This window comes from Actinosynnema sp. NPDC049800 (assembly GCF_040656635.1).
In the GTDB taxonomy this organism is placed as follows: domain Bacteria; phylum Actinomycetota; class Actinomycetes; order Mycobacteriales; family Pseudonocardiaceae; genus Actinosynnema.
On sequence record NZ_JBFAMT010000039.1, the window covers coordinates 61388 to 84456 of the forward strand.

A 23069-nucleotide genomic window follows, 5' to 3' on the forward strand; every position below is an offset into this window, starting at 1 on the left:
GCCCTGAGCTTTTGGCGGGTGCGGTGACCTCTACCCGCGTTCGGTCAGGGTGTGGGGTCGATGTTGGAGAGCGGCTCGTCCACGTCGACCCGGCTGACGCCCTCGACGGAGGTGACCTCCTCGGCCAGTTCGACCGGGACGGTGAGGCGGACGTAGCCGATGGTGGCGTCGGTGGTCTCCACGGTCCCGCCGAGCCGGTCCACGGCGGCGGCCACCTCGTCGGCCTTGCCGGGCTCGGTGGAGACGGTCAGCCCGACGGTCCGCGCGCCGTCGCGCCTGGCCTGCTCCAACGCGGTCTTGGCCCGGGGGCTGAGCTTGGGCGGCGGCACGGGCAGCGACGATACGCCGACGGGGGTGGTGATCGGTTCCGTGCCGAACGAACCGGTGTCCGCGGGTTGCCGCGCGCAGCCCGCCAGCACCAGTCCGGCCAGTACCAGCCCGGTCATCTCGACGAGTCTTCGCATGCGTCCTCCTGCGGCGGATCCTGCCACCAGGACGGAGCGGGAGGTCAGTGCGGTTGCACGGCGGTCAGCGCGGCTGGGCGGGTGTCGACTGCTCCGGGCCGCTGAACGCCTGCACGCGCTCCTGGCCGTCCGCGCTCTCGCCGAAGACCCGGTTGTCCGATGAGCCGTTGGCCGCCGGTGCGGGCGCGGTGGTCGTGGCGCGCGGCAGGTCGCGCACCCTGACCTGGGGCAGCGCGCCGGGGTGCCGGGCACGCAGCCAGCCGACCAGGTGCTCGCGCGCGACGCACCGCAGGTCCCACAGCCGCCCGGCGTCCGAAGCGCTCACCAGCGCGCGGACTCGCACGAACGACCCGACCGCGTCGGTCACCTGGAGCACGCACACCCGGCCGTCCCAGAGGTCGCTCGTCTCCAGCGCCTGCCGCAGCTCCTGCCGCAGTTCCTCCACCGGCACGGTCCAGTCGAGGTCCAGCTCCACCGTGCCGAGCAGCGCCGACTGGGTCCGCGTCCAGTTCTCGAACGGCGTCTTGAGGAAGTAGGCGGTGGGCAGGATCAGCCGCCGGTCGTCCCACAGGTGCACGACCACGTAGGTGAGGGTGATGTCCTCGACGCGGCCCCACTGGTCCTCCACGACCACGACGTCGTCCAGCCGCAACGCGTCGCTGAACGCGATCTGCACGCCCGCGAACACGTTGCCCAGCAACGACTGCGCCGCGAGCGCGGCGATGGCGCCGATCACACCGGCGGAGGCCAGCAGGCTCGTCCCGGCCGCACGGGCGGCGGGGAACGTCATCAGCACGGTCGCCGCCGCCAGCACGCCCACCACGACCACGGTGACGCGGCGGACCAGCGTGATCTGCGTGTGCACGCGGCGGGCGTGCCGGTTGTCCGACACGTCGACCCGGATGCGCGCCAGCGTCGCGTCCTCGATCACCACCAGCAGGGCGGCCAGCAGCCACGCGCCGGCCAGGATCAGCGCTATCCCGGTCGCGTGCAGGGCGACCGGCCGCCAGTCGCCGCGCGCCACCACGCCGAGGGAGAACTGCACCGCCACCAGCACCGCCACCGCCAGCGCGGGCCGGTGGGCGTGCCGCGCCAGCCCGGCGAACAGGGCGGAGCGGCGGCCGATGCGGCGGACCACGCGGTGGACGAGGGTGACGGCGAGCAGTGCGACCAGCAGCGAGCCAGCGAACGTGAGCACGGCGACCAGCACGGACGGGCACCTCCCAGTGGTTGAGGTTTCCAGCGTCAGTTTTCAAGCGTCGGGTTTCCAGGGGTTTCCAGCGACGTTCCGGGTTCGAGGGGTGTGCAGCGGCGTTCCGAGGTGCGTACCCACTGGTGCGCCGGTTCAGCCGTCCGAGCGAAATGTGGGACGTTCGCCACTCGCCGCTCCGCCCGTCGGCAGCAGGTGCGCGACCTGGCCGACGAACGCGACCAGCCGGTCCGGCGTGAACCGCTCCTGGTCGGTGATCACCAGCCGGCCGGCCATCTCGGCCAGCGCGAGCATGGTGTGGCCGAGCAGTTCGGCGTCCAGCCCGGTGCTGCCCAACGCCTTCAGCCCCAGCTCGGCCAGCGCGTTGACGTGCGCCAACACCTGCGCCCGCACGACGGCGACCTGCTGCCGGAACTCGACCGGCGTGCCCTCGGGCGGCAGCAGCACGAGCCGCCACCGCTGCGGTGACGCCACGACCGCGTTGATGAACGCGCGCACGGTGTCGGTGTAGACGTCCTCCGGCGAGCGGTCGCCGAAGTCCGCGGTCGGCATCGCGCCGAGCACCTGCGCGGTGGCCCGTTCGGCCTCGCGGTCCAGCAGCGCGGCGATCACCTCGGCCCGGTTCGCGTACAGCTCGTAGACCACCGGCTTGGTCACGCCCGACCGCCGGGCCACGGCCTCCATGGTCAGCGCGTCGAAACCGCCGCAGGCGATGAGGTCGAGCGCGCCGTCCAGCAACTGGTCGCGCCGCTGCCCCGGTGGCAGCCGGGGTGCGTACTTGCGGCGCGTTGTGCTCACCGCCCCATATTGCTACGGTGGCGTAGCTTTCACAAAGCTACGCAGGCGTAGTAAAGCGCTCTCGGAGGCAACGGTGATCGTGGAGTCCGGAGACGTGCGGCTCGCTGTGTTCGAGGAGGGGGACCGGTCCGCGCCGACCGTCGTCCTGGTGCACGGCTACCCGGACACGCACCGGGTGTGGGACGACCTCGTGCCGTTGCTGGCCGAGGAGTTCCACGTGGTCACGTACGACGTGCGCGGCGCGGGCGCCTCGTCCGCGCCACGCGGCTTGGCCGCCTACCGGCTGCCGGAGCTGGCGCGCGACCTGTTCGCGGTGATCGCGGCGGTCAGCCCGGACGCGCCGGTGCACGTCGTCGGGCACGACTGGGGTTCGATCCAGTCGTGGGAGGCGGTCACCACGCCCGGCGCGCCGATCGCCTCGTACACGTCGATCTCGGGGCCCTGCCTGGACCACGTCGGCCACTGGATGCGCCGCCGGCCCACCGGCAGGCACCTCAAGCAGCTGCTGCACTCGTGGTACATCCTGGTGTTCCACCTGCCGTTCGTCGCGCCGTTGTTGTGGAAGCACGTGATCGGCCCGCGTTGGCAGGCGATCGCGCACCGCCTGGAGGGCGTGACGCCGCACGTGTCGCCGACCATCGTGCGCGACGGCGAGCGGGGCATCGCGTTGTACCGGGCCAACTTCGTGCCGCGGCTGCGCTCACCCCGCGCGCGGCGGACCGAGGTGCCGGTGCAGGTGGTGCAGCCGTTGCGGGACAAGTACGTCACCGCCGGCGTGAGCGAAGATGTGGAGCGGTGGGCGTCGGACGTGCGGCGGCGTGCGATCGACGCCGGGCACTGGGTGCAGATCACCCACGCCGACGAGGTGGCGCGCCTGGTGACCGAGCACATCACGGCTCACAGTCGCCCTGTTTGAGCTGCGGGAGCACGTCCCGGGCCTGCTGACGGCCGAGGTTCCACGAGCGCCAGTCGTCGTTGTCCACGTAGTAGAACTGCAGGGCGCACGCGCGCAGGTCGGCCGGGAGTTCGGCGAGGGCGGGCACCACGTCGGGGGAGAGCCGGGCGAGGTACCGGATGTCGATCTTCTGGGTGGCCTGGTAGCGGTCGACGTTGCGCTCGGCGATGAACCGCTCCGGGTTGAGCGCGGCGAGCCCGACCAGCGCGGCGAACCCCGTGCCCAGGACGGCGCGGGCCAGCCACGCGGCTTCGAGCTTCACCCCGGCCGCCAGGACCAGCAGGTAGACGACGCCGAGCCACAGTTCGCAGGCGGAGACGAGGACCCGCAGCACGGTGAAGCCGTAGGCCTGCTGGTAGAGCCACATGCGGGCGAGGGCGGAGGCGACGATCACCAGCGTGAGCACGCTGAGCGAGCCGAGCAGGCCGCGCAGCCAGCGGCGGTCGGTCGGTGAGTCGAGCCGGGCCAGGCGTGCGACGACCGCGATCACGCCGAGGGTGAGCACGGTGACGGCGAGCAGCTGCCAGAAGCCGCTGCGGGCGTAGTCGGCGTAGGTGAGGTCGGGGGTGACGAGGACGTGCTCGTCACCGGCGAAGAGAGTGTTGATCTGGACGGCCACGAACGCGGCGAAGAGCAGCACCAACGCGCCGACGGGCAGCACCCAGTCACGTCGCGCGACCGTGCGGGGCAGGTCGCCCCGCTCGTCCGGTTGCCGTGGGGAGACGAGGAGGTAGGCCGCGCCGACCGTGCCGAGGCCGACGGCCAGGAACAGCACGATCGGTTGGCCGGAGGACTCGTCGGGGGTGACCGAGTTGAGGAGTGCCGCGAACTGGGCGTCGGCGCCGGCGAGGAGCGGGACGAACACCAGCAGGAGGGCGGCGGTCACCAGGACCGGGCGGGCCAGGCGAGGCGTGCCGCCTTCTTTGACGCCTCTCGCGACCCACGGCAGGGCCCTGATCGCGGCGACCGGCACCGCGGCCGAGCCGAACACGAGGCCGCGCGCGGTCCGCCCCCCGGCGATCGCGAGCGACCCGGCGGCGCAGCCGGCGATGGCGCAGAGCGTGAAGAGCCAGGGGGCGGAGATGAACGCGCCCACGCCGAAGAGTGCGACGGAGAGTACGGCCCAGCCCGGTTTGACCTTGCGCAGCAGGGCGAAGACGAGGATCGCGGTCAGGGACCAGCCGAGGCCGGGTTTGTCCAGGGGCAGCAGGACGGCCGCGCCCAGGCCGGCTGCGGCGCCGGTGAGAAGTACGCGGTTCGGGGTCATGGTGTGGGGCCTCCAGGGCGTGCGTCATCGCCCCGCGGGTTCGGGGTTCGAGGTTCGGGGTTTGTGGCGGGGGTGAAGGGATTTAAAAGATTTAAAGAGTCCTCGCCGGACGGGCAGATCAGCAGGATGACGGGCCGGTGGGTGGTTCGGCGGCGGGTCCGTTGTTGGTCGGGTTTCGTGTCATCCCACCGACCTCCCTACGGGCTACCACACGTATCAAGGGGGCGACATCAGTGGACGGTGCGGGCATCGGTGAACAGCGCCCCCCTTGACACGCGCGGTAGGGCGGAGCCAGGTCGGCGGGATGACACGAAGCCCTTCTGTTGGGGAAAGGCGTGTCAGTGGACAGGTGGGGGTGAGGGGGCGGGTTAGCGGGTTGGGGAGGCGGGGCGGTGGATGATGGCGAAGCCCTTAGGTGGAGGAAGGGCTGAGGGTCAGGTGGGGGAGGTGGTTGCTTGAGCTGGTGGGCAGGTGGCGGGGAGGGTGGCGCGGATTCGGCAGCCGGAGCCGTCGACCACGGCGATGGTGCCGCCGTGCAGGTCCACTACCCAGCGCGCGATGTTGAGCCCCAGGCCGGTGCCGCCGCCGCCCGCTCGTTCGCCTCTGGTGAAGCGCTCGAAGACCCGTTCGCGGTCCTGTGGGGCGATGCCCGGGCCGTCGTCGGCGACTTCCAGCACCAAGTCGGCGCCCACGGTGGCCGAGACCCTCACCTCGCCGCCGGCCGGGCCGTGGCGGACGGCGTTGTCCAGCAGGTTGGCGACGACTTGGGCCAGCCGGGCCTCGTCGGCGTAGACGGTGGCCGATGGTGGTGAGACGTCGACGGTGAACCGCACCCCTCGAGCGGCTACCGAAGCCTCGGCGACGACCTCCATCAGCAACGGTTCCAAGGCGAATTCGGCCTTGTCCAACTTGTGCGCCCCGGCGTCGATCCGGGACAGGTCCAGCAGTTCGGTCACCAGGCGGCCGAGTCGTTCGGTCTGCGCCAGAGCCGTTCGCATCGTTGCCGCGTCCGGCTGCGCCACGCCGTCGACGACGTTCTCCAGCACGTTCTGCAAAGCGGTGATCGGGGTCTTCAACTCGTGCGAGACGTTCGCGATCAGCTCACGCCGCTGCTGGTCCGCCGCACCGAGGTCGGCCGCCATCTGGTTGAACGCACTGGCCAGCTCGCCGACCTCGTCACGCGCCGTCGCACGCACCCGTTGGCTGTAGTCACCGGCCCGCATCGCCCGCACCGCCGCCGTCATCTCCCGCAACGGGCGCGTCATCCCGTGCGCGAGGATCTGCGACGTGACCAGGACGATCGCGATCGTGCCGAACGTGGTGCCCGGCGCCAGCCACTGGATGCGGTACCAGAAGTAGGTGAACCCGGCCGCCATCGCGGACACCAGCAGGATCCCGAGCTTCAACTTGATCGACCGCACCGGGTCCAACGGGCGCGGCAGCAGTTCCAGGGTCGTGTCGAACGCCGACCGCAAGGTCACCGCGGCACCTCCAACGCGTACCCGATCCCGTGCACGGTCCGGATCAGGTCCGTGCCCAGCTTCCGCCGCAACGCCTTGATGTGGCTGTCGACCGTGCGCGTGCCCGTGCCGTCGGCCCAGCCCCACACCTCGCTGAGCAGCCGCTCCCGCGACTGCACGGCCCGCGGCCGTTCGGCGAGGTGCACCAGCAGCTCGAACTCGGTCGGCGTCAGGTGCGCCTCCGCCCCCGCGCGCACGACCCGCCGCTCGGCCAGGTCGATCTCCAGGTCGGCCACGGTGATCCGGTGCGCCGCCGCCGACGCCGCCCGCTCCACCCGTCGCAGCAACGCGTGCACGCGCGCGGCCAGCTCGCGGATCGAGAAGGGCTTGGTCAGGTAGTCGTCCGCGCCGACCGCGAGGCCGACCAGCAGGTCCGTCTCGTCGCCCCGGGCGGTCAGCATGAGCACCGGCACGGGGCGCTCGGCCTGGATCCGCCGGCACACCTCCAGCCCGTCGAACCCCGGCAGCATCACGTCCAGCACGACGAGGTCGGGCCGCACGTCACGGGCACGCGAGACGGCCGACGGGCCGTCGTGCGCCAGCTCGACCTCGAACCCCTCGGCCCGCAGCCTCGCGGCCACGGACTCGGCGATGGTGAGGTCGTCCTCGACCACCAGAATCCGGCGTGTCATGCGGCCGACTCTATGTGGGAGCCGTGGAGGTGACCGGCGCGACTTGTGAACGTCCTGTGGAGACCGCGCTGGGGTGGGTGGAGGCCGAACGGGGGATTCTGGGAGCGCTCCCAGTCGCTGGTTGGTTGGCTGGTGGCGGGCGGACTGGGGAGGACTGGTCATGCGACGGACGTGGGGCGATGTGCCGGCGCTCGTTTCGGTGATCTCGGCGGGACGGCACGGCGCTGAGCGAGGTGCCGACGCCGACCGGGTACCACAGCTTCCTGCACGCGGTCGACGCGGAGGGCGCCGCGTACGGCCAGGTGAAGGGCCGTCCGGTGAAGTGGTCGGCCGACGGCGCCGTGTCGGTCATGGCGTTGCCGGACGGGTACGGGGCGGGCGAGGTGCTGGAGCTCAACGACCGCGGCGCGGTCGCCGGCACGGCGACCAGCCGGTACAACCGGCCGATCCGCTGGTCGCCGTCGGGCGAGGTGGCGCTGCTGCCGGTGCCGTCCGGGACCTACGGCTTCGCCCAGGCCATCAACGACCGCGGCGTGGTCGTGGGCGAGTACGGGGGCCGGCCGCTGCTCTGGCCCTGACCGCCGGCCGTCGGTGGCACGTCCTAGGGTGACCCGGTGGCTGACGCGGTCCTGGAAGCGGTGCTGGAGCGGATCACGTTCGCCAACGAGGAGACCGGCTACACGGTCGCCCGCGTCGACCCCGGCCGCGGCGGCGACCTGGTCACCGTGGTCGGGTCGCTGCTCGGCGCGCAGCCGGGTGAGTCGATCCGGATGCGCGGTCGGTGGGGCTCGCACCCGCAGTACGGCAAGCAGTTCGTGGTCGAGGACTACACGACCGTGCTGCCGGCCACGATCCAGGGCATCCGCCGCTACCTCGGCTCCGGCCTGATCAAGGGCATCGGACCGGTGCTGGCCGACCGGATCGTCACGCACTTCGGCGTGGACGCGCTGGAGGTCATCGAGCACGAGCCGCAGCGCCTGATCGAGGTGCCCAAGCTCGGTCCCAAGCGCACCAAGCTGATCGCCGACGCGTGGGAGGAGCAGAAGGCGATCAAGGAGGTCATGGTCTTCCTCCAGGGCGTCGGCGTGTCGACGTCCCTGGCCGTGCGGATCTACAAGCAGTACCGCGACAAGGCGATCGAGGTCGTCCGCGAGGAGCCCTACCGGCTGGCCAACGACGTGTGGGGCATCGGGTTCCGCACCGCCGACCTGATCGCGAAGGCCGTCGGCATCCCGCACGACAGCCCGCAGCGGGTGAAGGCCGGGCTGCAGTTCACGCTGTCCGAGGCGACCAACGACGGCAACTGCTACCTGCCCGAGAACGAGCTCATCGGTGACGCGATCAAGATCCTCCAGGTCGACGCGGGCCTGGTGATCGAGTGCCTGGCCGAGCTGGTGGCGGAGGAGGGCGTGGTCCGCGAGGTCATGCCGGACGGCGAGCCGGGCATCTACCTGGTGGCGTTTTACCGGGCGGAGATCTCGTTGGCGAGCCAGCTGCTTCGGCTGCTCAGGACCGACGAGGAGCGGATGCCGGCGTTCCGGCAGGTCGACTGGGAGCGCGCGTTCGGGTGGCTCGGGGCGTCGCTGGAGGACAAGCAGCGCGACGCGGTCCGGTTGGCGTTGAGCCGGAAGGTGGCCGTGCTGACGGGTGGTCCGGGGTGCGGCAAGAGCTTCACCGTGCGGTCGATCGTGAAGCTGGCGGTGGCCAAGGGCGCGAAGGTGGTGCTGGCCGCGCCGACCGGCCGGGCGGCCAAGCGGCTGACCGAGCTGACCGGGCACGAGGCGCGCACCGTGCACCGGCTGCTGGAGCTCAAGCCCGGCGGTGACGCGGCCTACGACCGCGACCGGCCGCTCGACGCGGACCTGGTGGTCGTGGACGAGGCGTCGATGCTGGACCTGCTCCTGGCGAACAAGCTGGTCAAGGCCGTCGCGCCGGGCGCGCACCTGCTCCTGGTCGGCGACGTGGACCAGTTGCCGTCCGTCGGCGCGGGCGAGGTGCTGCGGGACGTGCTGTCCGCCGAGAGCCCCATCCCGAACGTCCGGCTCACGCACATCTTCCGGCAGGCGCAGCAGTCCGGCGTGGTGACCAACGCGCACCGGATCAACAACGGCGACTACCCCGTCGTGCAGGGGATGCCGGACTTCTTCCTGTTCCCGGTGGAGGAGGCGGAGGAGGCGGCGGCGCTGGTGGTCGACGTCGTCGCCAACCGCATCCCGCGCAAGTTCGGCCTCAAACCGCGCACGGACGTGCAGGTGCTCGCGCCGATGCACCGGGGCCCGGCGGGCGCGGGCGGGCTGAACGCGTTGCTGCAGGAGGCCCTGACACCGTCCAAACCGGACCTGCCGGAACGACGGTTCGGCGGCCGGGTGTTCCGGGTCGGCGACAAGGTCACCCAGATGCGCAACAACTACGACAAGAACGTCTTCAACGGCACGCTCGGCATCGTCACGGCGATCGACGTGGTGGAGCAGAAGCTGACCGTGCGGACCGACGAGGACGAGGACGTCGACTACGAGTTCGGCGAGCTGGACGAGCTGACCCACGCCTACGCCATGACGATCCACCGCTCGCAGGGCAGCGAGTACCCGTGCGTGGTCATCCCGATCACGACCAGCGCGTGGATGATGTTGCAGCGCAACCTGCTCTACACGGCGGTCACGCGGGCGAAGAAGCTGGTCGTGCTGGTCGGGTCGCGCAAGGCGATCGGGCAGGCGGTCCGCACGGTGGGCGCGGGTCGTCGGCACACGGCGCTGGACCACCGGCTGGCGCGGCTGGTGTGAGTCGGCCGGCCCGCCGCGGTGCAGGTGGGAGGCGAGGACCGCGCGGGTGGGCGGGTTCCCGCGCGGTCGGGCCGGGTCGTCAGCGCATCGGGAAGGCGATGTCGCAGACCTCGTCGTCGGGGCCGGCGGCGTCGAAGTCCGTGAAGTAGACCTCGCGGGGCGCGTCGTGGACCTCGAAGCCGTTCTCCTTGATCCACGCGGCGACGGCGTCGTAGGCCGACAGGACCTGCGGGAAGACCACCTGCGCCTTGGTCAGCCGCGCGTACGCCTCCCGGTGCGCGGGCTCCACCCGGGCGGCCGACCCGGTCGGCGGCTCGGCCGCGCCGATCGGCACGCACGACTCGACCGGGCCGTCGCTGTCGTCGTTCACCTCGCCGTGGTAGATCACGAACGTCGGGCCGGACACGCCGCCGAAGGCCTCGGCCGCCTGGTGCAGCCGTCCCAGCGAGTCGCCGATCCACGGCACCAGCGCCGGTTGCAGCACGTGCCGCTGCTCGGTCAAGACCACCTGTTCGGGTACTTCTCGCTGCTTGACCTCGTACATCTCCACCAAACCCCTTCCTCCGGACAACACGACGCGGAGGTGGGCGGCCAGGCCTCGCTGCACGGCCATCCGGTGCTCGACCTCGGCCCAGTACGCGGCGAGCAGGTCGGCGCGCTCGTCCTCGGGCGCGGCGACGATCCGGGCCACGACCGCGAGCGGCATGTCCAGCCTGCGCAGCAACGCCACCAGGCGGGCCGGGACGAGCTGGTCCTCCCGGTAGCGCCGGTAGCCGTTGCCCGCCTCGACCACGGCCGGCCGGAGCAGGCCCTGGCGTTCGTACAACCGCAGTGCCTTCACCGACAGCCGCGACCGGCGGGCGAACTCGCCGATCCCCAGTAGCCGTGCCACCGCCACATCCTCCATGGCGACGACCCTGCGGGCTGCCCCAAGGGACGAGTCAACGCACGCCGCCGACTACTGGCGGTAACCCTCCACGGTGCGGGGGTCGCGGGGCTCGGCGCCGTCCGGGTCCATGCCCGCCGCCCGGCGCGCGCGGCGTTGGCGCAGGAGGTCCCAGGTCTGGTCCAGGGCCACTTCGAGGTCGCGCAGCCGTCGGGCGTCGCCCTCGCTCAGGCCCTCGCCGATCCGCGATCCCTCCAACCGGTGCTCTTCCTCGACCAGTCGGGTGATCCGCTCGACCAGTTCTTCGTCCGTCACGACTCCTCCTCCATCCGGACCAAGCGCCGGGGTACCTCACCCGCTTCCGTCAAAACCCCTTGTCATCACGCTGAGCAATGGCCGATTGGCGGGTGTGCAAGGGGGTGGTCCGTCCCTCATCCTCCTGCTCAACCCTGCCTAGGAGGAACAACCGTGAAGTCGACCAGACGTTCACTGCTGACACTGGCCGTGGCCGGTGTCGCGGCGGCGGCGGTGGTCACCGGGGGCGTGCCCGGAACCGCCGGTCCCGCACCCGAGACCGTCGCCGTCCAAGCCGGTCCGACCTACGTCTACAAGGTCCACGCGCCGCTCGGCGCCGCCGCCCAGAACCTGCTCGGGCGCGGCTTCGACGTGCTGGAGGACCGTGACGGCGACTACCTGTTCGTGCTCGGTGACGCGAGCACCGGCGGCGGCCTGAAGCAGGCCGGTTTCACCGCCGTCATCGACGAGGTGCTGCCCGCGCCCGAGTGGCAGCCACCCGCGAAGAAGTCGCAGTCCCCGACGTTCGACGCCGCCGACATCAACGAGACCTACTACGGCGGCTACCGCACGATCAACGCCCACTGGTCGCACCTGGACCTGGTCGGGCAGCAGTACCCCGCGCTGACCACGCTGGTCGACTACGGCGACTCGTGGAAGAAGACGCAGGGCGCCGGCGGCTACGACCTGCGCGCCATCTGCATCACCAAGAAGAACGCGGGCGACTGCGCGCTGAACCCGTCCGCGCCGAAGCCCCGCTTCTTCGTGATGGGCCAGCTGCACGCCCGCGAGCTGACCACCGGTGACACGGCGTGGAAGTGGATCGACCACCTGACCACCGGTTACGGGGTCGACGCGGAGGTCACCGCGCTGCTGGACACGACCGAGGTGTGGGTCGTGCCGATCGCGAACCCGGACGGCGTGAACATCGTGCAGCAGGGCGGCAACTCGCCGCGCTACCAGCGCAAGAACGCCAACACCACGAACGGGTCGAACTGCTCCGGCACGTCGTCGTCGCAGATCGGCATCGACCTCAACCGCAACACCGACTCGCACTGGGGCGGCGCGGGCACGTCGTCCAACCCGTGCGACCAGACGTACAAGGGGCCGTCGGCGAACTCCGAGGTCGAGACGAGGGCGTTGCAGGCGCTGTGGCGCAACCTCTACCGCGACCGCCGCGGCACCGGCACCACCGACGCCGCGCCCGCCGACACGACCGGTGTCGTGATCTCCATGCACAGCTACTCGAACCTGGTGCTGTTCCCGTGGGGCTGGACGACGCAGTACAAGACGGGCAACGACGCGCCGATGCGGGCCATGGCGAAGGACATGGCGACGTTGGCCGGCGGGTGGCAGTACGGGCAGCCGGGCGAGGTGCTCTACAACGCGGCCGGCGCGACGGACGACTGGGTGTACGACGACCTGGGCGTGGCGTCGTTCGTGTGGGAGATCGGGCCGTCGTCGGGGTCGTGCTCCGGGTTCTTCCCGACGTACTCCTGCCAGGCGTCGACGTTCTGGCCGAAGACGAAGCCGATGCTGATGTACGCGGCCAAGAAGGCGGCCAACCCCTACGGCGGTGGCGGCAACCCGCCGGTCGGGTGCGCCAAGTCGACCAACGACGCCGACGTCGCCATCCCGGACAACGGGGCGGCGGTCACCAGCACGATCACCATCGCCGGCTGCGAGGGCACCGCTTCGGCGACGTCGCAGGTGGAGGTGCACATCGTGCACACCTACCGGGGTGACCTGGTGATCGACCTGGTCGCGCCGGACGGCACGGCGTACCGCCTGAAGGCGTCGAACAACGACTCGGGCGACAACATCGACACCACGTACACCGCGAACGTCTCGTCGGAGGCGCGCAACGGCGCGTGGCAGCTCCGAGTCCAGGACGTGTACTCGGCCGACACCGGGTACATCAACTCGTGGAGCCTGACCGTCTAGTCACCGGTCCGGGGCCCGCTTGCTTCCGGCACGCGGGCCCCGTCACGGCCCGGGCTCGGGCGCGCTCAGCGCCTCCCGCAGCGCGTCCTTGATGTACCGATCGGCTTTGGCCAGGAGGAAGTCGTGCAGGTGAGCGGGGGGAAGCCCGTCCGCGACCGCTCCCCTGGGGTAGGAGTGCAACGGTTTGCCGCCGACGTCGATCGTCTCCGTGCCCCGGCGCCCGCCGGACATCCAGTCCAGTTCGAGCCGCCACCGCACCTCGCCCGCCGAGCTGCGGCCCACGACGGAGAACCTCTCGGGGTCACCGGCCGTGACGGTGAACGGGAACTTCCCGCTCCACCCGCCACACGGCTCGACCTCGAGCTTCCGGCCGGGGGCGAGGACCACCTGGAAGTCACGCGTGTGCATCCGTGTCGACGCGAGGACGGGATCGACCTTCGGCACCGCGTACGCGGTACGTGGCTCCCTGTCGGTCCCCACGACCGCCCGCAGCGCCAGGAGGATGACCGCCTGGGACCCTCGCCCTTCGACGTAGAACAGGAGCTCGTCGTCCACGTTGAGTAGCCGTGGGCGCTTCCCGTCCAGGACGACGAGGTCGTACTCGTCGGCCCAAAGGCGTGGAGAGTCGTGGAAGGCGGTGATGATCAGCGGTGTTCCGATCGCCGCGACGTCCTGGGGGACGTTGATGGTGACATCACCGTGGATCGCTCCCGCCTGGATCACGTGCCCTGCCGCACCCGAGAGGTGGTTGGCCACCCCCTGAGCCTGAACCCCGTCCGGCTCGTCGGTCCTGTCGTCCACGTCGCGCCTCCCCTCCCGAGAATTCATTCAACCGCGTTGGGGCGGGGAACGGCGAAGGGCCCTGCGGGGGAGACGCCCGCAGGGCCCTTCGGGTGGTGCAGGGTGCTTACTTCAGGCCGTTGCCCATCGCGGTGATGAGCTCGCCGTTGGCCGTGTCACCGTCGAGCGCCCAGAAGAACGCGCCGCCGAGGCCCTGGTTCTTGGTGTAGGTCATCTTGCCGCCGATGGTGGCCGGGGTGTCGTAGCTCCACCACTGGTCGCCGCAGTGCGCGTACGCCGTGCCCGCGACGGTGCCGTTGGCCGGGCACTTGGTCTTGAGGACCTTGTAGTCCTCGATGCCCGCCTCGTAGGTGCCCGGCGCCGCGCCGGTCGCCGTGCCGCCCGGGGCGGACTGGGTGACGCCGGACCAGCCGCGGCCGTAGAAGCCGATGCCCAGCAGCAGCTTGGCCGCCGGCACGCCCTTGCTCTTCAGCTTCTGGATCGCCGCGTCGGAGTTGAAGCCCGCCTGCGGGATGCCGGTGTAGGACGTCAACGGCGAGTGCGGAGCCGTCGGGCCCTTGGCGTTGAACGCGCCGAAGTAGTCGTAGGTCATGACGTTGTACCAGTCGAGGTACTGCGCCGCGCCGCCGTAGTCCGCGGCGTCGATCTTGCCGCCGTTGGACCCGTCCGCCGTGATGGCGGCGGTGACGAGGTAGTTGGCGCCGAAGCGGGTGCGCAGGGCCTGGGAGACCGTCTTCATCGAGCTGAAGCCGGAGGTGTCGCAGGTCAGGCCGCAGGCGTTCGGGTACTCCCAGTCGATGTCGATGCCGTCGAACACGTCCGCCCAGCGCGGGTCCTCGACCAGCCGGTGGCACGACTCGGCGAACGCGGCCGGGTTCTGCGCCGCCTGGCCGAAGCCGCCGGACCAGGTCCAACCGCCGAACGACCACAGCACCTTGATGTGCGGGTACATCTTCTTCAGCTTGCGCAGCTGGTTGAACGAACCGCGCAGGGCGCCGGTGTCCCACGTGTCGGCGACGCCGTCGACGGAGTTCGCCGCGGTGTAGGCCATGTCGTAGTCGGCGTAGGCGTCACCGATGGTGCACTGGCCGTTCTGCACGTTGCCGAACGCGTAGTTGATGTGCGTCAGCTTCGCGGCCGAGCCGGAGGTGTGGATGTTCTTCACGAAGTACTGGCGGCCGTAGACGCCCCACTGGGTGAAGTAGCCCAGGTTCTTCCGCGAGCCGACCGGCGGGTTCGACGTGGTCGTCGTCGGGCCCGTGGTGGTGGTGGTCGTCGTGGTCGTAGTAGTCGTGGTGGTGGTCGTGGTCGTCGTCGGGTTGGTCCCGCCGGCGTCGCACGACGCGCCGTTCAGCTTGCAGTTGGCCGGCCCGCTGAACGTGCCGGAGTAGGTCACGTTGAAGCCGAAGCTCACCGTGCCGCCGACGCCCACGCTGCCGTTCCACGTGTTCTTCACGGTCACGTGCTGGCCGCTGACGGTGTGCGAGCCGTCCCACAGGGAGCTGACCCGGTGGCCGGTGGGCAGGTCGAACTCGACCGTCCACGACGTCAGGGCCGCCGTGGAGCCGTTGCGGATCGTGTACTTGCCCTCGTAGCCGGTGCCCCAGTCCGAGCCCTTGCTGAAGGTGGCCGAGACGCCGCCCGCACCGCTGGCCGCGGGCGCGACGACCAGCCCCACCACCAACGTGGCGACCGCCACGAACAACGCTGTGACATGCCATCGGATCTTGGACATCGTGCTCCTTGTCAGGAAAGGAGTGCAGGGTTGACCCACGATGTGGTTCAGACCACTTCACGGTCAAGGTCTAGACCATTGGCGTCACTCGAACGGACTAGTGGTAACCCGTTCGGAACCGGTTCCGAAGACGCCCGACCACTAAGGGTGGACGAGCCTAAAGTCTGATGCGCTCCCAGACCAGGGACCGACGTGGGAACCCCGCCGGACGGCCAGACTCGAACCCGCCGAAGGGGTCGGCGACGTGACTGAGGGAGGAACGCGTTGACGGGCAAGAGGGGTATCGCGTTAGCCGCCGTCGTGGGGTTGGCGGTCGTGGGGATCGGGGGGACGGCGGTGGCCGAGCCGGCCGACCGGGGGAGCCGGATCGACCGGCAGGTCGTGCAGCGGGCGTTGGACGCCATGGCGCGCACCGGGGGCCAGGGCGTCCAGGTCCGCGTCAGCGACGGGCGGCACGAGTTCACCGCCCGCGCCGGCACGGCGGAGGTCGACTCGCCGCGCCCGGTGCCGACCGACGGCCGGTTCCGGGTCGGCAGCATCACCAAGACGTTCGTGTCGACCGTCGTGCTCCAGCTGGTCGGCGAGGGCGAGATCGAGCTCGACGCGCCGGTGCACCGGTACCTGCCCGGCCTGCTGCCGGACGGTGACCGGATCACCGTGCGGCACCTGCTGCAGCACACCAGCGGGCTCTACAACTACACGTCCGCGCTGCCGCCCGGCCCGGACGGCGCGCTGGCCATCCGGTACAAGACGTGGACGCCCGCGGAGCTGCTCGCGATGTCGACGTCGCGGCCGCTGGACTTCCAGCCCGGCACGAGCTGGAAGTACTCGAACACCAACTACGTCGTCGCCGGGATGCTGGTGGAGAAGGTCACCGGCCGGCCGTACGGGGTGGCGGTGCAGCAGCGCGTGCTTCGTCCGCTGGGCCTGCGGTCGACGTACGTGCCGGGCAACCGCACCGACATCCCCGGCCCGCACGCCCACGGCTACATCAGGGCAGGCGGGCAGGTCGTCGACATCACCGAGTTCAACCCGTCGGTGGCGTACGCCGCGGGCGAGATGATCTCCACGACGGCCGACCTCGACCGGTTCCTGGACGCGCTGCTGGACGGCCGCCTGCTCCGGCCGGCGCAGCAGCGGGAGCTGACCGCGACGCTGCCGATCGCCGGCGGCTACGCGTTGGGCATCGAGAAGACCGACCTGGACTGCGGCGTGGCGGTCTGGGGCCACGGCGGCGGCATCCCGGGCTACAACAGCCTGGTGATCAGCACGGCGGACACGAAGACCCGCATGACGGCCTCGCTGACCTCCGCGCCGGACCCGGGCCAGATCGAGGGTTACGACGAGCTGCTGAACGAGGTGTTCTGCTGACGCGGTGAGGCGGTGGGGCGTCCGGTCGGGCGCCCCACCGCCCGGCGGGCTCAGTCCCGCCACTGCTGCGCGGGCGCGACGCCCGGCAGCGGCTTGCCGATGAGGGCCACCGGGATGAAGAAGCAGATCTGGCCGATCGCCATGGTCAACGTGGCCAGCGCCTTGTCGTCGTAGTGCGCGGACGCCAGGGCGTACAGGTCGTCGGTGACGCGCTCGCCGTGCGGGTTGGGGGTGAGCACCGCCTCGACGAGGGCCAGCGCGGCCCGTTCGGCGGCGGTGAAGTGGGGCGCGTCCGGCCAGGACGCGACGGCGGTGATGCGCTCTTCCGACACACCCGCCTTGCGGAGGTTGCCGGTGTGCAGGGTGGTCAGGTAGGTGTTGCCGACGAGCTGCCCCGCGCGCAGGTGCACCAGGCTGATGGTGGTCGGCGGGACCGAGCCGTTGCCGACGGCCTGGAACATGATCTTGGCGAGCTCCCCGAGCTCGGGGACGAGCACGGCGGGGTTCGGCAGACGGGACTGGAGCGAGTCCTGGATGGCGGTCATCGTGGAGGTGTCCTCTCGGATTTCGTCGTCTTCACCGCACTGACGCGTCGCGAGGCGCGGACGTGACCGCGCGGTGGACGGCGGCGGCCAGCCGGTCGTGCTCGGGGTAGGACCAGTCGAAGGCGAAGCGGCGGCGGGTGTAGCCGAAGGCGATGCCGCCGAGGGGGTCGGCGAACGACTCCGCGCCCGCGGACCCGTTGTGGCCGAACGCCTTCGCGCTCAGGAACGGGTAGCGCAGGCCCTTCGCCTGGAACCCGAGGGCGTACTGCCCCGCCTCGCCGGTGACGAGGTCGCGACCCGTGGAGTGGAGCATGGCGAACTCGTCGAGCGTGTCGGGCTCGAGCAACGGCGCGCGACCGTCCAGGCCGAACACCGCCGCGGCGTACATCCCGGCCAACGCGCGGGCGTTGCCGACGCCGCCGGCGGACGCCTGGCCGAGCGCGCGCACCCGCCGGGTGTTGAGGAACGCCACCTGGTCCAGCGGCGGGGTGGAGTTCAGGCCGTAGCCGATGCCGGTGATGCTGTGCGGTCCCGGGACGTCCGCCCAGAACGCGGCCAGCTCCGCCGGGCTCGCCGATCCCGGCCGCACCTCCCGGAACCGGTCCTCCAGCGCCTCCGGCAGCCCCAGGTGCAGGTCCAGCCCGTGGGGCGCCCGCACCCGCTCCTCGAACCACGCCTGGAGCGACCGGCCCGTGGCCCGGCGGACGACCTCGCCCACGATCGCGAACGTCACGAACCCGCCGTAGCCGTAGGCCGAGCCGGGCCGCCAGTACGGCCGCTGCCCGGCCAGCCGCCGGGCGATCACCTCGTCGTCCGCGAGCTCCTCGGCGGTGAGGCCGCCGTCGACGCCGATCACGCCGGAACGGTGGGTGAGCACGTCCCGCAGCGTGATCCGGCCCTTGCCCGCGGCGGCGAACTCCGGCCAGTGGTGCGCGACGGGCCGGTCCAGCTCCAGCGCGCCGTCCTGCACGAGCAGCGCCACCGCCAACGTCGCGGCGCCCTTGGTCGCGGAGTAGACGCCGGTCAGGGTGTCGCCGGTCACCGCGTCGCCGGTCCCTTGGTCCCCGCTGCTGCCGTCGCCGGACCACAGGTCCACCACCAGGCGACCGTGCGCGTAGACCGCCAACTGGGCGCCGGCCCCGGGGTCGACCGCGTCGGCGAACTCCTCGCGCACGCCCTCGAAACCCTCGGCTACCGTGCCTCGTACCTCGATGTCCCTCATCGTCCGGTCCGCTCCGATCGTCGTGTCACCGCTGGTGTCGCGGCCATGACGCGGCGGTGGCCGGGAACGTGACCGGACCGCGCCGGTCACATCGCGGGCGTCCCGTTCGTCATCGGTTCGACCGCCGACCCGAGAGGTGACCATGAACGACAGCGACTTCCTGGCCCGGCGCTTCGAGGAGCACCGCGGGCACCTGAAAGCGGTGGCCTACCGGATGCTCGGCTCGCTGACCGAGGCCGACGACGCCGTCCAGGAGGCCTGGCTGCGGCTGGCCCGCTCCGAGGCCGAGGACATCGACAACCTCGGCGGCTGGCTCACCACGGTCGTCGGCCGGGTCTGCCTCGACCTGCTGCGCTCACGCCGGCAGCGCCGGGAGGACCCGCTCGACGACCGCCTGCCCGACCCGGTCGTCACCGACGAGGTCGCCGACCCCGAGCACCAGGTGCTGGTGGCCGACTCGGTGGGCCTGGCGCTGCTGGTGGTGCTGGAATCGCTCAACCCCGCCGAACGGCTGGCGTTCGTCCTGCACGACCTGTTCGGCCTGCCGTTCGAGGAGATCGCCCCGATCCTGGACCGCACGCCGGTCGCGGCCAGGAAGCTGGCCAGCCGGGCCCGGCAGCGCGTCCAGGGCGCGGCGCCCGCGCCGGACCCCGACCCGGCCGCCCAACGCCGCGTCGTCGACGCCTTCCTCACCGCCGCGCGCGGCGGGGACCTCACGGCCCTGCTCGCCGTCCTGGACCCCGACGTCACCCTGCGCGCGGACGGCGGCAAGGCGCTCGCCGGCATGCGGGTCCTGCACGGCGCCGAGGCCGTCGCCGGGCAGCTCGACACGTTCCACCGCATGGCCACCCTCGCGACCGCGCGTCCCGCGCTGGTCAACGGCTCGGCCGGGCTGGTCAACACCATCGACGGCGAGCTGTTCTCGATCATGGGCTTCACCGTGGCCGACGGGCGGATCGTCGAGATCGACATCCTGTCCGACCCCGACCGGCTGGCCGGCTTCGACCTCGACGGCGTCCTCGGCACGGACCCCGACGGCACGGACCCGGACGGCACGGACCCCGACGGCACGGGGAAGTGACGCCCGACGGCCCGTCCGGGGGCAGGACGGGCCGTCGGGTGGGGAAGAGCGCGGCGACCGGGCGGCGCCGCCGCGCCCTGGTCTACCCGGTGGTGGCCAGGAACTTCTCCACCTGCTCCACGACGAACGCGTGGTCCTCGGCCTGGGGCAGGCCGGACACGCCGACGGTGCCGACCAGGCCGACACCGGCCACGTTCACCGGGAACACGCCGCCGTGCGCGGCGTAGCGGTCGGGGTCGAGGCGTGAGTCCGCTTCGAACGTCTTGCCGCTCGCCCGGAAGGCCTCGCCGACCCGGTAGGAGCTCTGCCCGTAGCGGTCCACCACGCGGCTCTTGCGGTCGATCCACTCGTCGTTGTCCGCCGACGTGCCCGCCAGCGCCGCGTGGAACAGGCGCTGCTGCCCCCGGCGCACCGAGATCGTCACCGGCAGCGACCGCTCCCGCGCGGCGGCCAGCAGGAACGCGCCCAGCGCCAGCGCCACGTCGTTGTCGAACGACGTGAACACCAGTCGCGACTCCTGCTCGGCCAACGTCTCCAGCAAGCTCACAGCGACACCACCTGTCCGGTCCGGGCGGAGGCGAACGCCGCCTCGATGACGTCCAGCGCGCGCACGGCGGACTCCGGCTCGACCGGCAGCGGGCCGCCGTCGGTCAGCGCGGCCACCAGCAGCCGGTAGAACTCGGAGTAGGCGCCGGGCAGGCCGACGACCTCCTCCGCGTCGTCCAGCACGCCCAACCGGCCATTTGTCGACAAATCTTCAAACGGCTTGCCGGCGTCCAGGGCGTCCTCCTGGCGGTCGAGGCCGTGCGAGACGTACGCGCCCGCCGAGCCCAGCACGCGGAACCGCGGCCCGTGGTCCGGCGCGGCGGAACTGGCCCAAAGGTGTGAACGCACCCCGTTCGCGTGCGTCAACGCCACGAACACGTCGTCGTCCACCTCGACGCCCGGCCGCCGCAGGTCCACTTCCGCGTACACGGTCGACACCGGGCCGAACAGCTCCAACGCCTGGTCGACCAGGTGCGCGCCCAGGTCGTACAGCAGCCCGCCCGCCTCCTCGGGCGCGCCGAGCTCGCGCCAGTTGTCCCACACCTCCGGCACCCACCGCTCGAACCGCGACTCGAACCGCGTCACCGCGCCCAGCGCGCCCTCGGCCAGCAGCGACCGGAGCGTGCGGAAGTCGCTGTCCCACCGCCGGTTCTGGAACACCGTCACCGGCACGTCCCGGTCCCGCGCCGCCTGGAGCACCAGGCGCGCGTCCGCCGAGGTCGGCGCGAACGGCTTGTCCACCACGACCGGGATGCCTGCCTCGATCGCCGCCATCGCCAGCGGCACGTGGGTGCGGTTCGGGGTGGCGACCACGACCAGGTCCAGGTCGAGCGCGAACAGCTCCTCCACCGTGCCCGGCAGCGCGACGCCGGGGTGGGTGGCCTCGGCGTGCGCCCGGCGGGTGGCGTCCGAGGTGACGACGGCGCTCAGCTCCAGGCCGGGCGTCGCCGCGATGAGCGGTGCGTGGAACACGCGGCCGGCGATGCCGTAGCCGAGCAGTCCGGTGCGGAGAGACATGGCAGTGATTAAAGCAACGGCGTGTAGTAAACGCCAGGTGCGATGATGGACCCGTGGCCAACTTGCGCTTCCTGCGGGGGTACAACGACGCGGTGGTGCTCGGCTTGGCCAGATCCGGCGCGGTGACCAGGGTCGAGCTGGCCGACCGCAGCGGGCTCACGCCGCAGGCGGTGTCCAAGGTGGTGAGCAGGCTCATCGACGACGGCCTGCTGGTCGAGTCCGGCACGCGCAACGTGGGCGTCGGCAAGCCGCGCACCCTGCTCAAGCTCGTCGCCGACAGCAGGCTCGCGCTCGGCGCGCAGGTCGAGCGCGACGAGCTGCGCGTCGTGCTGACCGACCTCGCGGGCACCGTGCTCGACCGCGCGGTCGCGCCGCTGCCGCGCGACTTCGACCCGCCGACGTTCGTGGCGGAACTGCACCGGCTGGTCGACGGCCTGCGCAGCGAACGGCTCCTCGGGGTGGGCATCGGGTTCGTCGGCCCGCTGGACCACCGCACGGGCGTGGTGCACTACCCGACCGGCCTGTCCGAGTGGCAGGACGTGCCGCTGCGCGCGTTGGCCGAACGGCGGCTCGGCCTGCCGGTCGTGCTCGACAAGGACACCAACACGGCGGTCGTGGCCGAGGCGTGGCGGCGCGGCGAGGAGCTGCGGGACGCGGTGCTCGTGCTCGTCGGCACGGGTCTGGGCATCGGCATGCTGCTCGACGGCCGCGTGCACCGGGGCGTGCGCACCAACGCGGGGGAGTACGGGCACACCACCATCCAGCTCGACGGCCCGCCGTGCGTGTGCGGGCGCAGCGGGTGCATCGAGGCGCTGCACAACCTCGCCGCCGCCCGGGGCGACCTGGTCGAGGCCACGTCCGTGGTCGGCGTCGCGGTGGCGGACCTGGTGCAGCTGCTCGACATCGACCACGTGGTGCTGGCCGGTCGCGCGGTGCTCGCCGAACCCGCCGCCTACCTGGACGGCGTGCGCGCCAGGCTGCCCAAGGACGAGTGGCTGCCGGTGGACGTGTCGATCACCCCGTTGGGTGAAGACGTGGTCGCGGCGGGGGCGGCGATGCTCCTGCTGAGCGAGTTCTACGGCCGTCCTCGCTGACCAGAGCCGGCCGGATTTGGACATGCCCTGCTCACGGGCACCCGTGCGGGTGATTCACTGTGCGGCATGTATGCGCTCCGGTACGCCGTCGGCACCGACCCCGGCCTGCGCCGTGAAGCGAACGAGGACTCCGTGTACTTCAGCGAACGCCTGTTCGCCGTCGCCGACGGCATGGGCGGGCACGCGTACGGCGAAGTGGCGAGTTCGATCGCGGTGGCGGTGCTGGCCGACCTCGACGTGGACGCCGACGACCCACTCGGCGAGCTGGCCGGCGCGGCGCGGGAGATCGCGATCCGGCTGACCGACCTGGCCGAGGAGAACTTCGACATGCGCGGCATGGGCACCACGCTCACCGCGCTGCTGTGGGACGGCGAGCGCTTCGCGGTCGGGCACATCGGCGACTCGCGCTGCTACGTCGTCCGCGAGGGCGAGCTGACCCAGGTCACCCGCGACCACACCATGGTCCAGGCGCTGGTGGACGACGGGCGGATGGCCGCCGAGCAGGCCGCCGAGCACCCCGGCCGGTCCATGCTCATGCGCGCGTTGCAGGCGGGCAGCGCGCACGACCCGGACCTGTTCTTCCAGGACGTCGAGGCGGGCGACCGGTACCTGATCTGCTCGGACGGGCTGTCGGACGTGGTGGGCCCGGCGCGGATCGCCGAGCTGCTGGCCGCGTCCGCGGACGGTGACGAGGCCGTGCGGACGCTGATCGAGGCGGCCAACGCGGGCGGCGGGCCGGACAACATCACCTGCGTCGTGGTGGACGTGCTGCCGGCGGGCAACTCGTCGTGGCTGCCGAAGTGGCTGACGCGCTAGCGCCTGTTTCACAAGTCTCGTTCGATGAGAGTCGCGCCTGAGGTGGTTCCCGGCGGTGCGGCCGAATGGGCCGCATACCGCTGTTGTATGT

Annotated in this window: 22 protein-coding genes; 8 read left to right on the forward strand and 14 right to left on the reverse strand. The window is 71.6% G+C overall.

The annotated features are described in order from the left end of the window. Positions 1-44: 44 nt before the first annotated feature. The 3 genes from AB0I91_RS31885 to AB0I91_RS31895 all read right to left on the reverse strand — a co-directional run bounded on the left by AB0I91_RS31885 (position 45) and on the right by AB0I91_RS31895 (position 2472). Positions 45-464 carry a hypothetical protein gene (locus tag AB0I91_RS31885; protein WP_498784616.1) on the reverse strand — a complete coding sequence of 140 codons (420 nt, stop codon included), beginning with the start codon at positions 462-464 and terminating at the stop codon, positions 45-47. 64 nt (positions 465-528) lie between these two features. Continuing rightward, positions 529-1674: a mechanosensitive ion channel family protein gene (locus AB0I91_RS31890; protein WP_498784618.1), complete on the reverse strand. Its 1146-nt coding sequence runs from the start codon at positions 1672-1674 to the stop codon at positions 529-531. Between the two features lie 135 nt (positions 1675-1809). Then, positions 1810-2472, reverse strand: a complete 663-nt coding sequence (locus AB0I91_RS31895) for a TetR/AcrR family transcriptional regulator (protein WP_499617613.1) — start codon at positions 2470-2472, stop codon at positions 1810-1812. 94 nt (positions 2473-2566) lie between these two features. Between AB0I91_RS31895 and AB0I91_RS31900 the strand changes: the two genes are divergently transcribed. Beyond that, complete coding sequence (locus tag AB0I91_RS31900) at positions 2567-3388, forward strand: alpha/beta fold hydrolase (protein ID WP_498784622.1); 822 nt, start codon at positions 2567-2569, stop codon at positions 3386-3388. On the opposite strand, the gene AB0I91_RS31905 is transcribed toward AB0I91_RS31900, so the two are convergent. The 3 genes from AB0I91_RS31905 to AB0I91_RS31915 form a co-directional block, all read right to left on the reverse strand. Continuing rightward, positions 3363-4694 carry a DUF4153 domain-containing protein gene (locus tag AB0I91_RS31905; RefSeq protein WP_499640268.1) on the reverse strand — a complete coding sequence of 444 codons (1332 nt, stop codon included), beginning with the start codon at positions 4692-4694 and terminating at the stop codon, positions 3363-3365. The two genes, AB0I91_RS31900 and AB0I91_RS31905, sit on opposite strands and share 26 nt — an antisense overlap. A 434-nt stretch (positions 4695-5128) precedes the next feature. Then, positions 5129-6175: a HAMP domain-containing sensor histidine kinase gene (locus tag AB0I91_RS31910; RefSeq protein ID WP_499640270.1), complete on the reverse strand. Its 1047-nt coding sequence runs from the start codon at positions 6173-6175 to the stop codon at positions 5129-5131. Continuing rightward, a complete protein-coding gene (locus AB0I91_RS31915; protein ID WP_498784628.1) occupies positions 6172-6846 on the reverse strand; it encodes a response regulator in 675 nt (224 codons plus the stop codon). Before AB0I91_RS31915 ends, AB0I91_RS31910 begins: the two co-directional genes overlap by 4 nt. A 233-nt stretch (positions 6847-7079) precedes the next feature. Here AB0I91_RS31915 and AB0I91_RS31920 point away from each other — a divergent pair, with 233 nt between their 5' ends. Both AB0I91_RS31920 and recD2 read left to right on the forward strand, forming a co-directional pair. Then, on the forward strand, positions 7080-7424 hold the full coding sequence (locus tag AB0I91_RS31920) for a hypothetical protein (RefSeq protein ID WP_499640272.1): 345 nt from the start codon (positions 7080-7082) through the stop codon (positions 7422-7424). Between the two features lie 36 nt (positions 7425-7460). Next, on the forward strand, positions 7461-9626 hold the full coding sequence (gene recD2 / locus AB0I91_RS31925) for an SF1B family DNA helicase RecD2 (protein ID WP_499640274.1): 2166 nt from the start codon (positions 7461-7463) through the stop codon (positions 9624-9626). A 79-nt stretch (positions 9627-9705) separates the two neighbouring features. On the opposite strand, the gene AB0I91_RS31930 is transcribed toward recD2, so the two are convergent. Both AB0I91_RS31930 and AB0I91_RS31935 read right to left on the reverse strand, forming a co-directional pair. Next, positions 9706-10518, reverse strand: coding sequence for a MerR family transcriptional regulator (locus AB0I91_RS31930; RefSeq protein ID WP_499640276.1), 813 nt, complete (start codon positions 10516-10518; stop codon positions 9706-9708). 66 nt (positions 10519-10584) lie between these two features. Beyond that, the gene (locus AB0I91_RS31935; RefSeq protein WP_498784637.1) at positions 10585-10827 is read right to left on the reverse strand and encodes a DUF2630 family protein; all 243 of its coding nucleotides are present in this window, start codon (positions 10825-10827) and stop codon (positions 10585-10587) included. Positions 10828-10980: 153 nt separating this feature from the next. Between AB0I91_RS31935 and AB0I91_RS31940 the strand changes: the two genes are divergently transcribed. Then, positions 10981-12750, forward strand: a complete 1770-nt coding sequence (locus AB0I91_RS31940; RefSeq protein WP_498784639.1) for a M14 family zinc carboxypeptidase — start codon at positions 10981-10983, stop codon at positions 12748-12750. A gap of 42 nt (positions 12751-12792) precedes the next feature. Here the strand turns inward: AB0I91_RS31940 and AB0I91_RS31945 are convergent, their stop codons facing one another. Together AB0I91_RS31945 and AB0I91_RS31950 are read right to left on the reverse strand one after the other, a co-directional pair. Beyond that, positions 12793-13551: a hypothetical protein gene (locus AB0I91_RS31945; protein ID WP_499640278.1), complete on the reverse strand. Its 759-nt coding sequence runs from the start codon at positions 13549-13551 to the stop codon at positions 12793-12795. A 106-nt stretch (positions 13552-13657) separates the two neighbouring features. Beyond that, positions 13658-15286: a glycosyl hydrolase family 18 protein gene (locus AB0I91_RS31950; RefSeq protein WP_499617626.1), complete on the reverse strand. Its 1629-nt coding sequence runs from the start codon at positions 15284-15286 to the stop codon at positions 13658-13660. A 264-nt stretch (positions 15287-15550) separates the two neighbouring features. Between AB0I91_RS31950 and AB0I91_RS31955 the strand changes: the two genes are divergently transcribed. Then, positions 15551-16657: a serine hydrolase domain-containing protein gene (locus tag AB0I91_RS31955; protein ID WP_498784645.1), complete on the forward strand. Its 1107-nt coding sequence runs from the start codon at positions 15551-15553 to the stop codon at positions 16655-16657. A 50-nt stretch (positions 16658-16707) separates the two neighbouring features. Here the strand turns inward: AB0I91_RS31955 and AB0I91_RS31960 are convergent, their stop codons facing one another. Both AB0I91_RS31960 and AB0I91_RS31965 read right to left on the reverse strand, forming a co-directional pair. Then, positions 16708-17202, reverse strand: coding sequence for a carboxymuconolactone decarboxylase family protein (locus tag AB0I91_RS31960; RefSeq protein WP_499640280.1), 495 nt, complete (start codon positions 17200-17202; stop codon positions 16708-16710). Positions 17203-17233: 31 nt separating this feature from the next. Beyond that, positions 17234-18424 carry a serine hydrolase domain-containing protein gene (locus AB0I91_RS31965; protein ID WP_499617628.1) on the reverse strand — a complete coding sequence of 397 codons (1191 nt, stop codon included), beginning with the start codon at positions 18422-18424 and terminating at the stop codon, positions 17234-17236. Between the two features lie 142 nt (positions 18425-18566). Here AB0I91_RS31965 and sigJ point away from each other — a divergent pair, with 142 nt between their 5' ends. After that, positions 18567-19505 (forward strand): RNA polymerase sigma factor SigJ, encoded by a 939-nt coding sequence (gene sigJ, locus AB0I91_RS31970; protein WP_499640282.1) that lies wholly within the window; start codon positions 18567-18569, stop codon positions 19503-19505. An 82-nt stretch (positions 19506-19587) separates the two neighbouring features. Here the strand turns inward: sigJ and AB0I91_RS31975 are convergent, their stop codons facing one another. Continuing rightward, entirely contained in the window at positions 19588-20052 is a 465-nt protein-coding gene (locus AB0I91_RS31975) for a heme-degrading domain-containing protein (protein WP_498784653.1), read from the reverse strand. Next, positions 20049-21068 carry a Gfo/Idh/MocA family protein gene (locus tag AB0I91_RS31980; protein WP_499640284.1) on the reverse strand — a complete coding sequence of 340 codons (1020 nt, stop codon included), beginning with the start codon at positions 21066-21068 and terminating at the stop codon, positions 20049-20051. The genes AB0I91_RS31975 and AB0I91_RS31980 overlap by 4 nt, the downstream gene beginning before the upstream one ends. A gap of 53 nt (positions 21069-21121) precedes the next feature. Between AB0I91_RS31980 and AB0I91_RS31985 the strand changes: the two genes are divergently transcribed. Together AB0I91_RS31985 and AB0I91_RS31990 are read left to right on the forward strand one after the other, a co-directional pair. Then, positions 21122-22162 carry an ROK family transcriptional regulator gene (locus tag AB0I91_RS31985; protein WP_498784657.1) on the forward strand — a complete coding sequence of 347 codons (1041 nt, stop codon included), beginning with the start codon at positions 21122-21124 and terminating at the stop codon, positions 22160-22162. A 66-nt stretch (positions 22163-22228) separates the two neighbouring features. Next, on the forward strand, positions 22229-22978 hold the full coding sequence (locus AB0I91_RS31990) for a PP2C family protein-serine/threonine phosphatase (protein ID WP_498784659.1): 750 nt from the start codon (positions 22229-22231) through the stop codon (positions 22976-22978). Positions 22979-23069 lie beyond the last annotated feature (91 nt).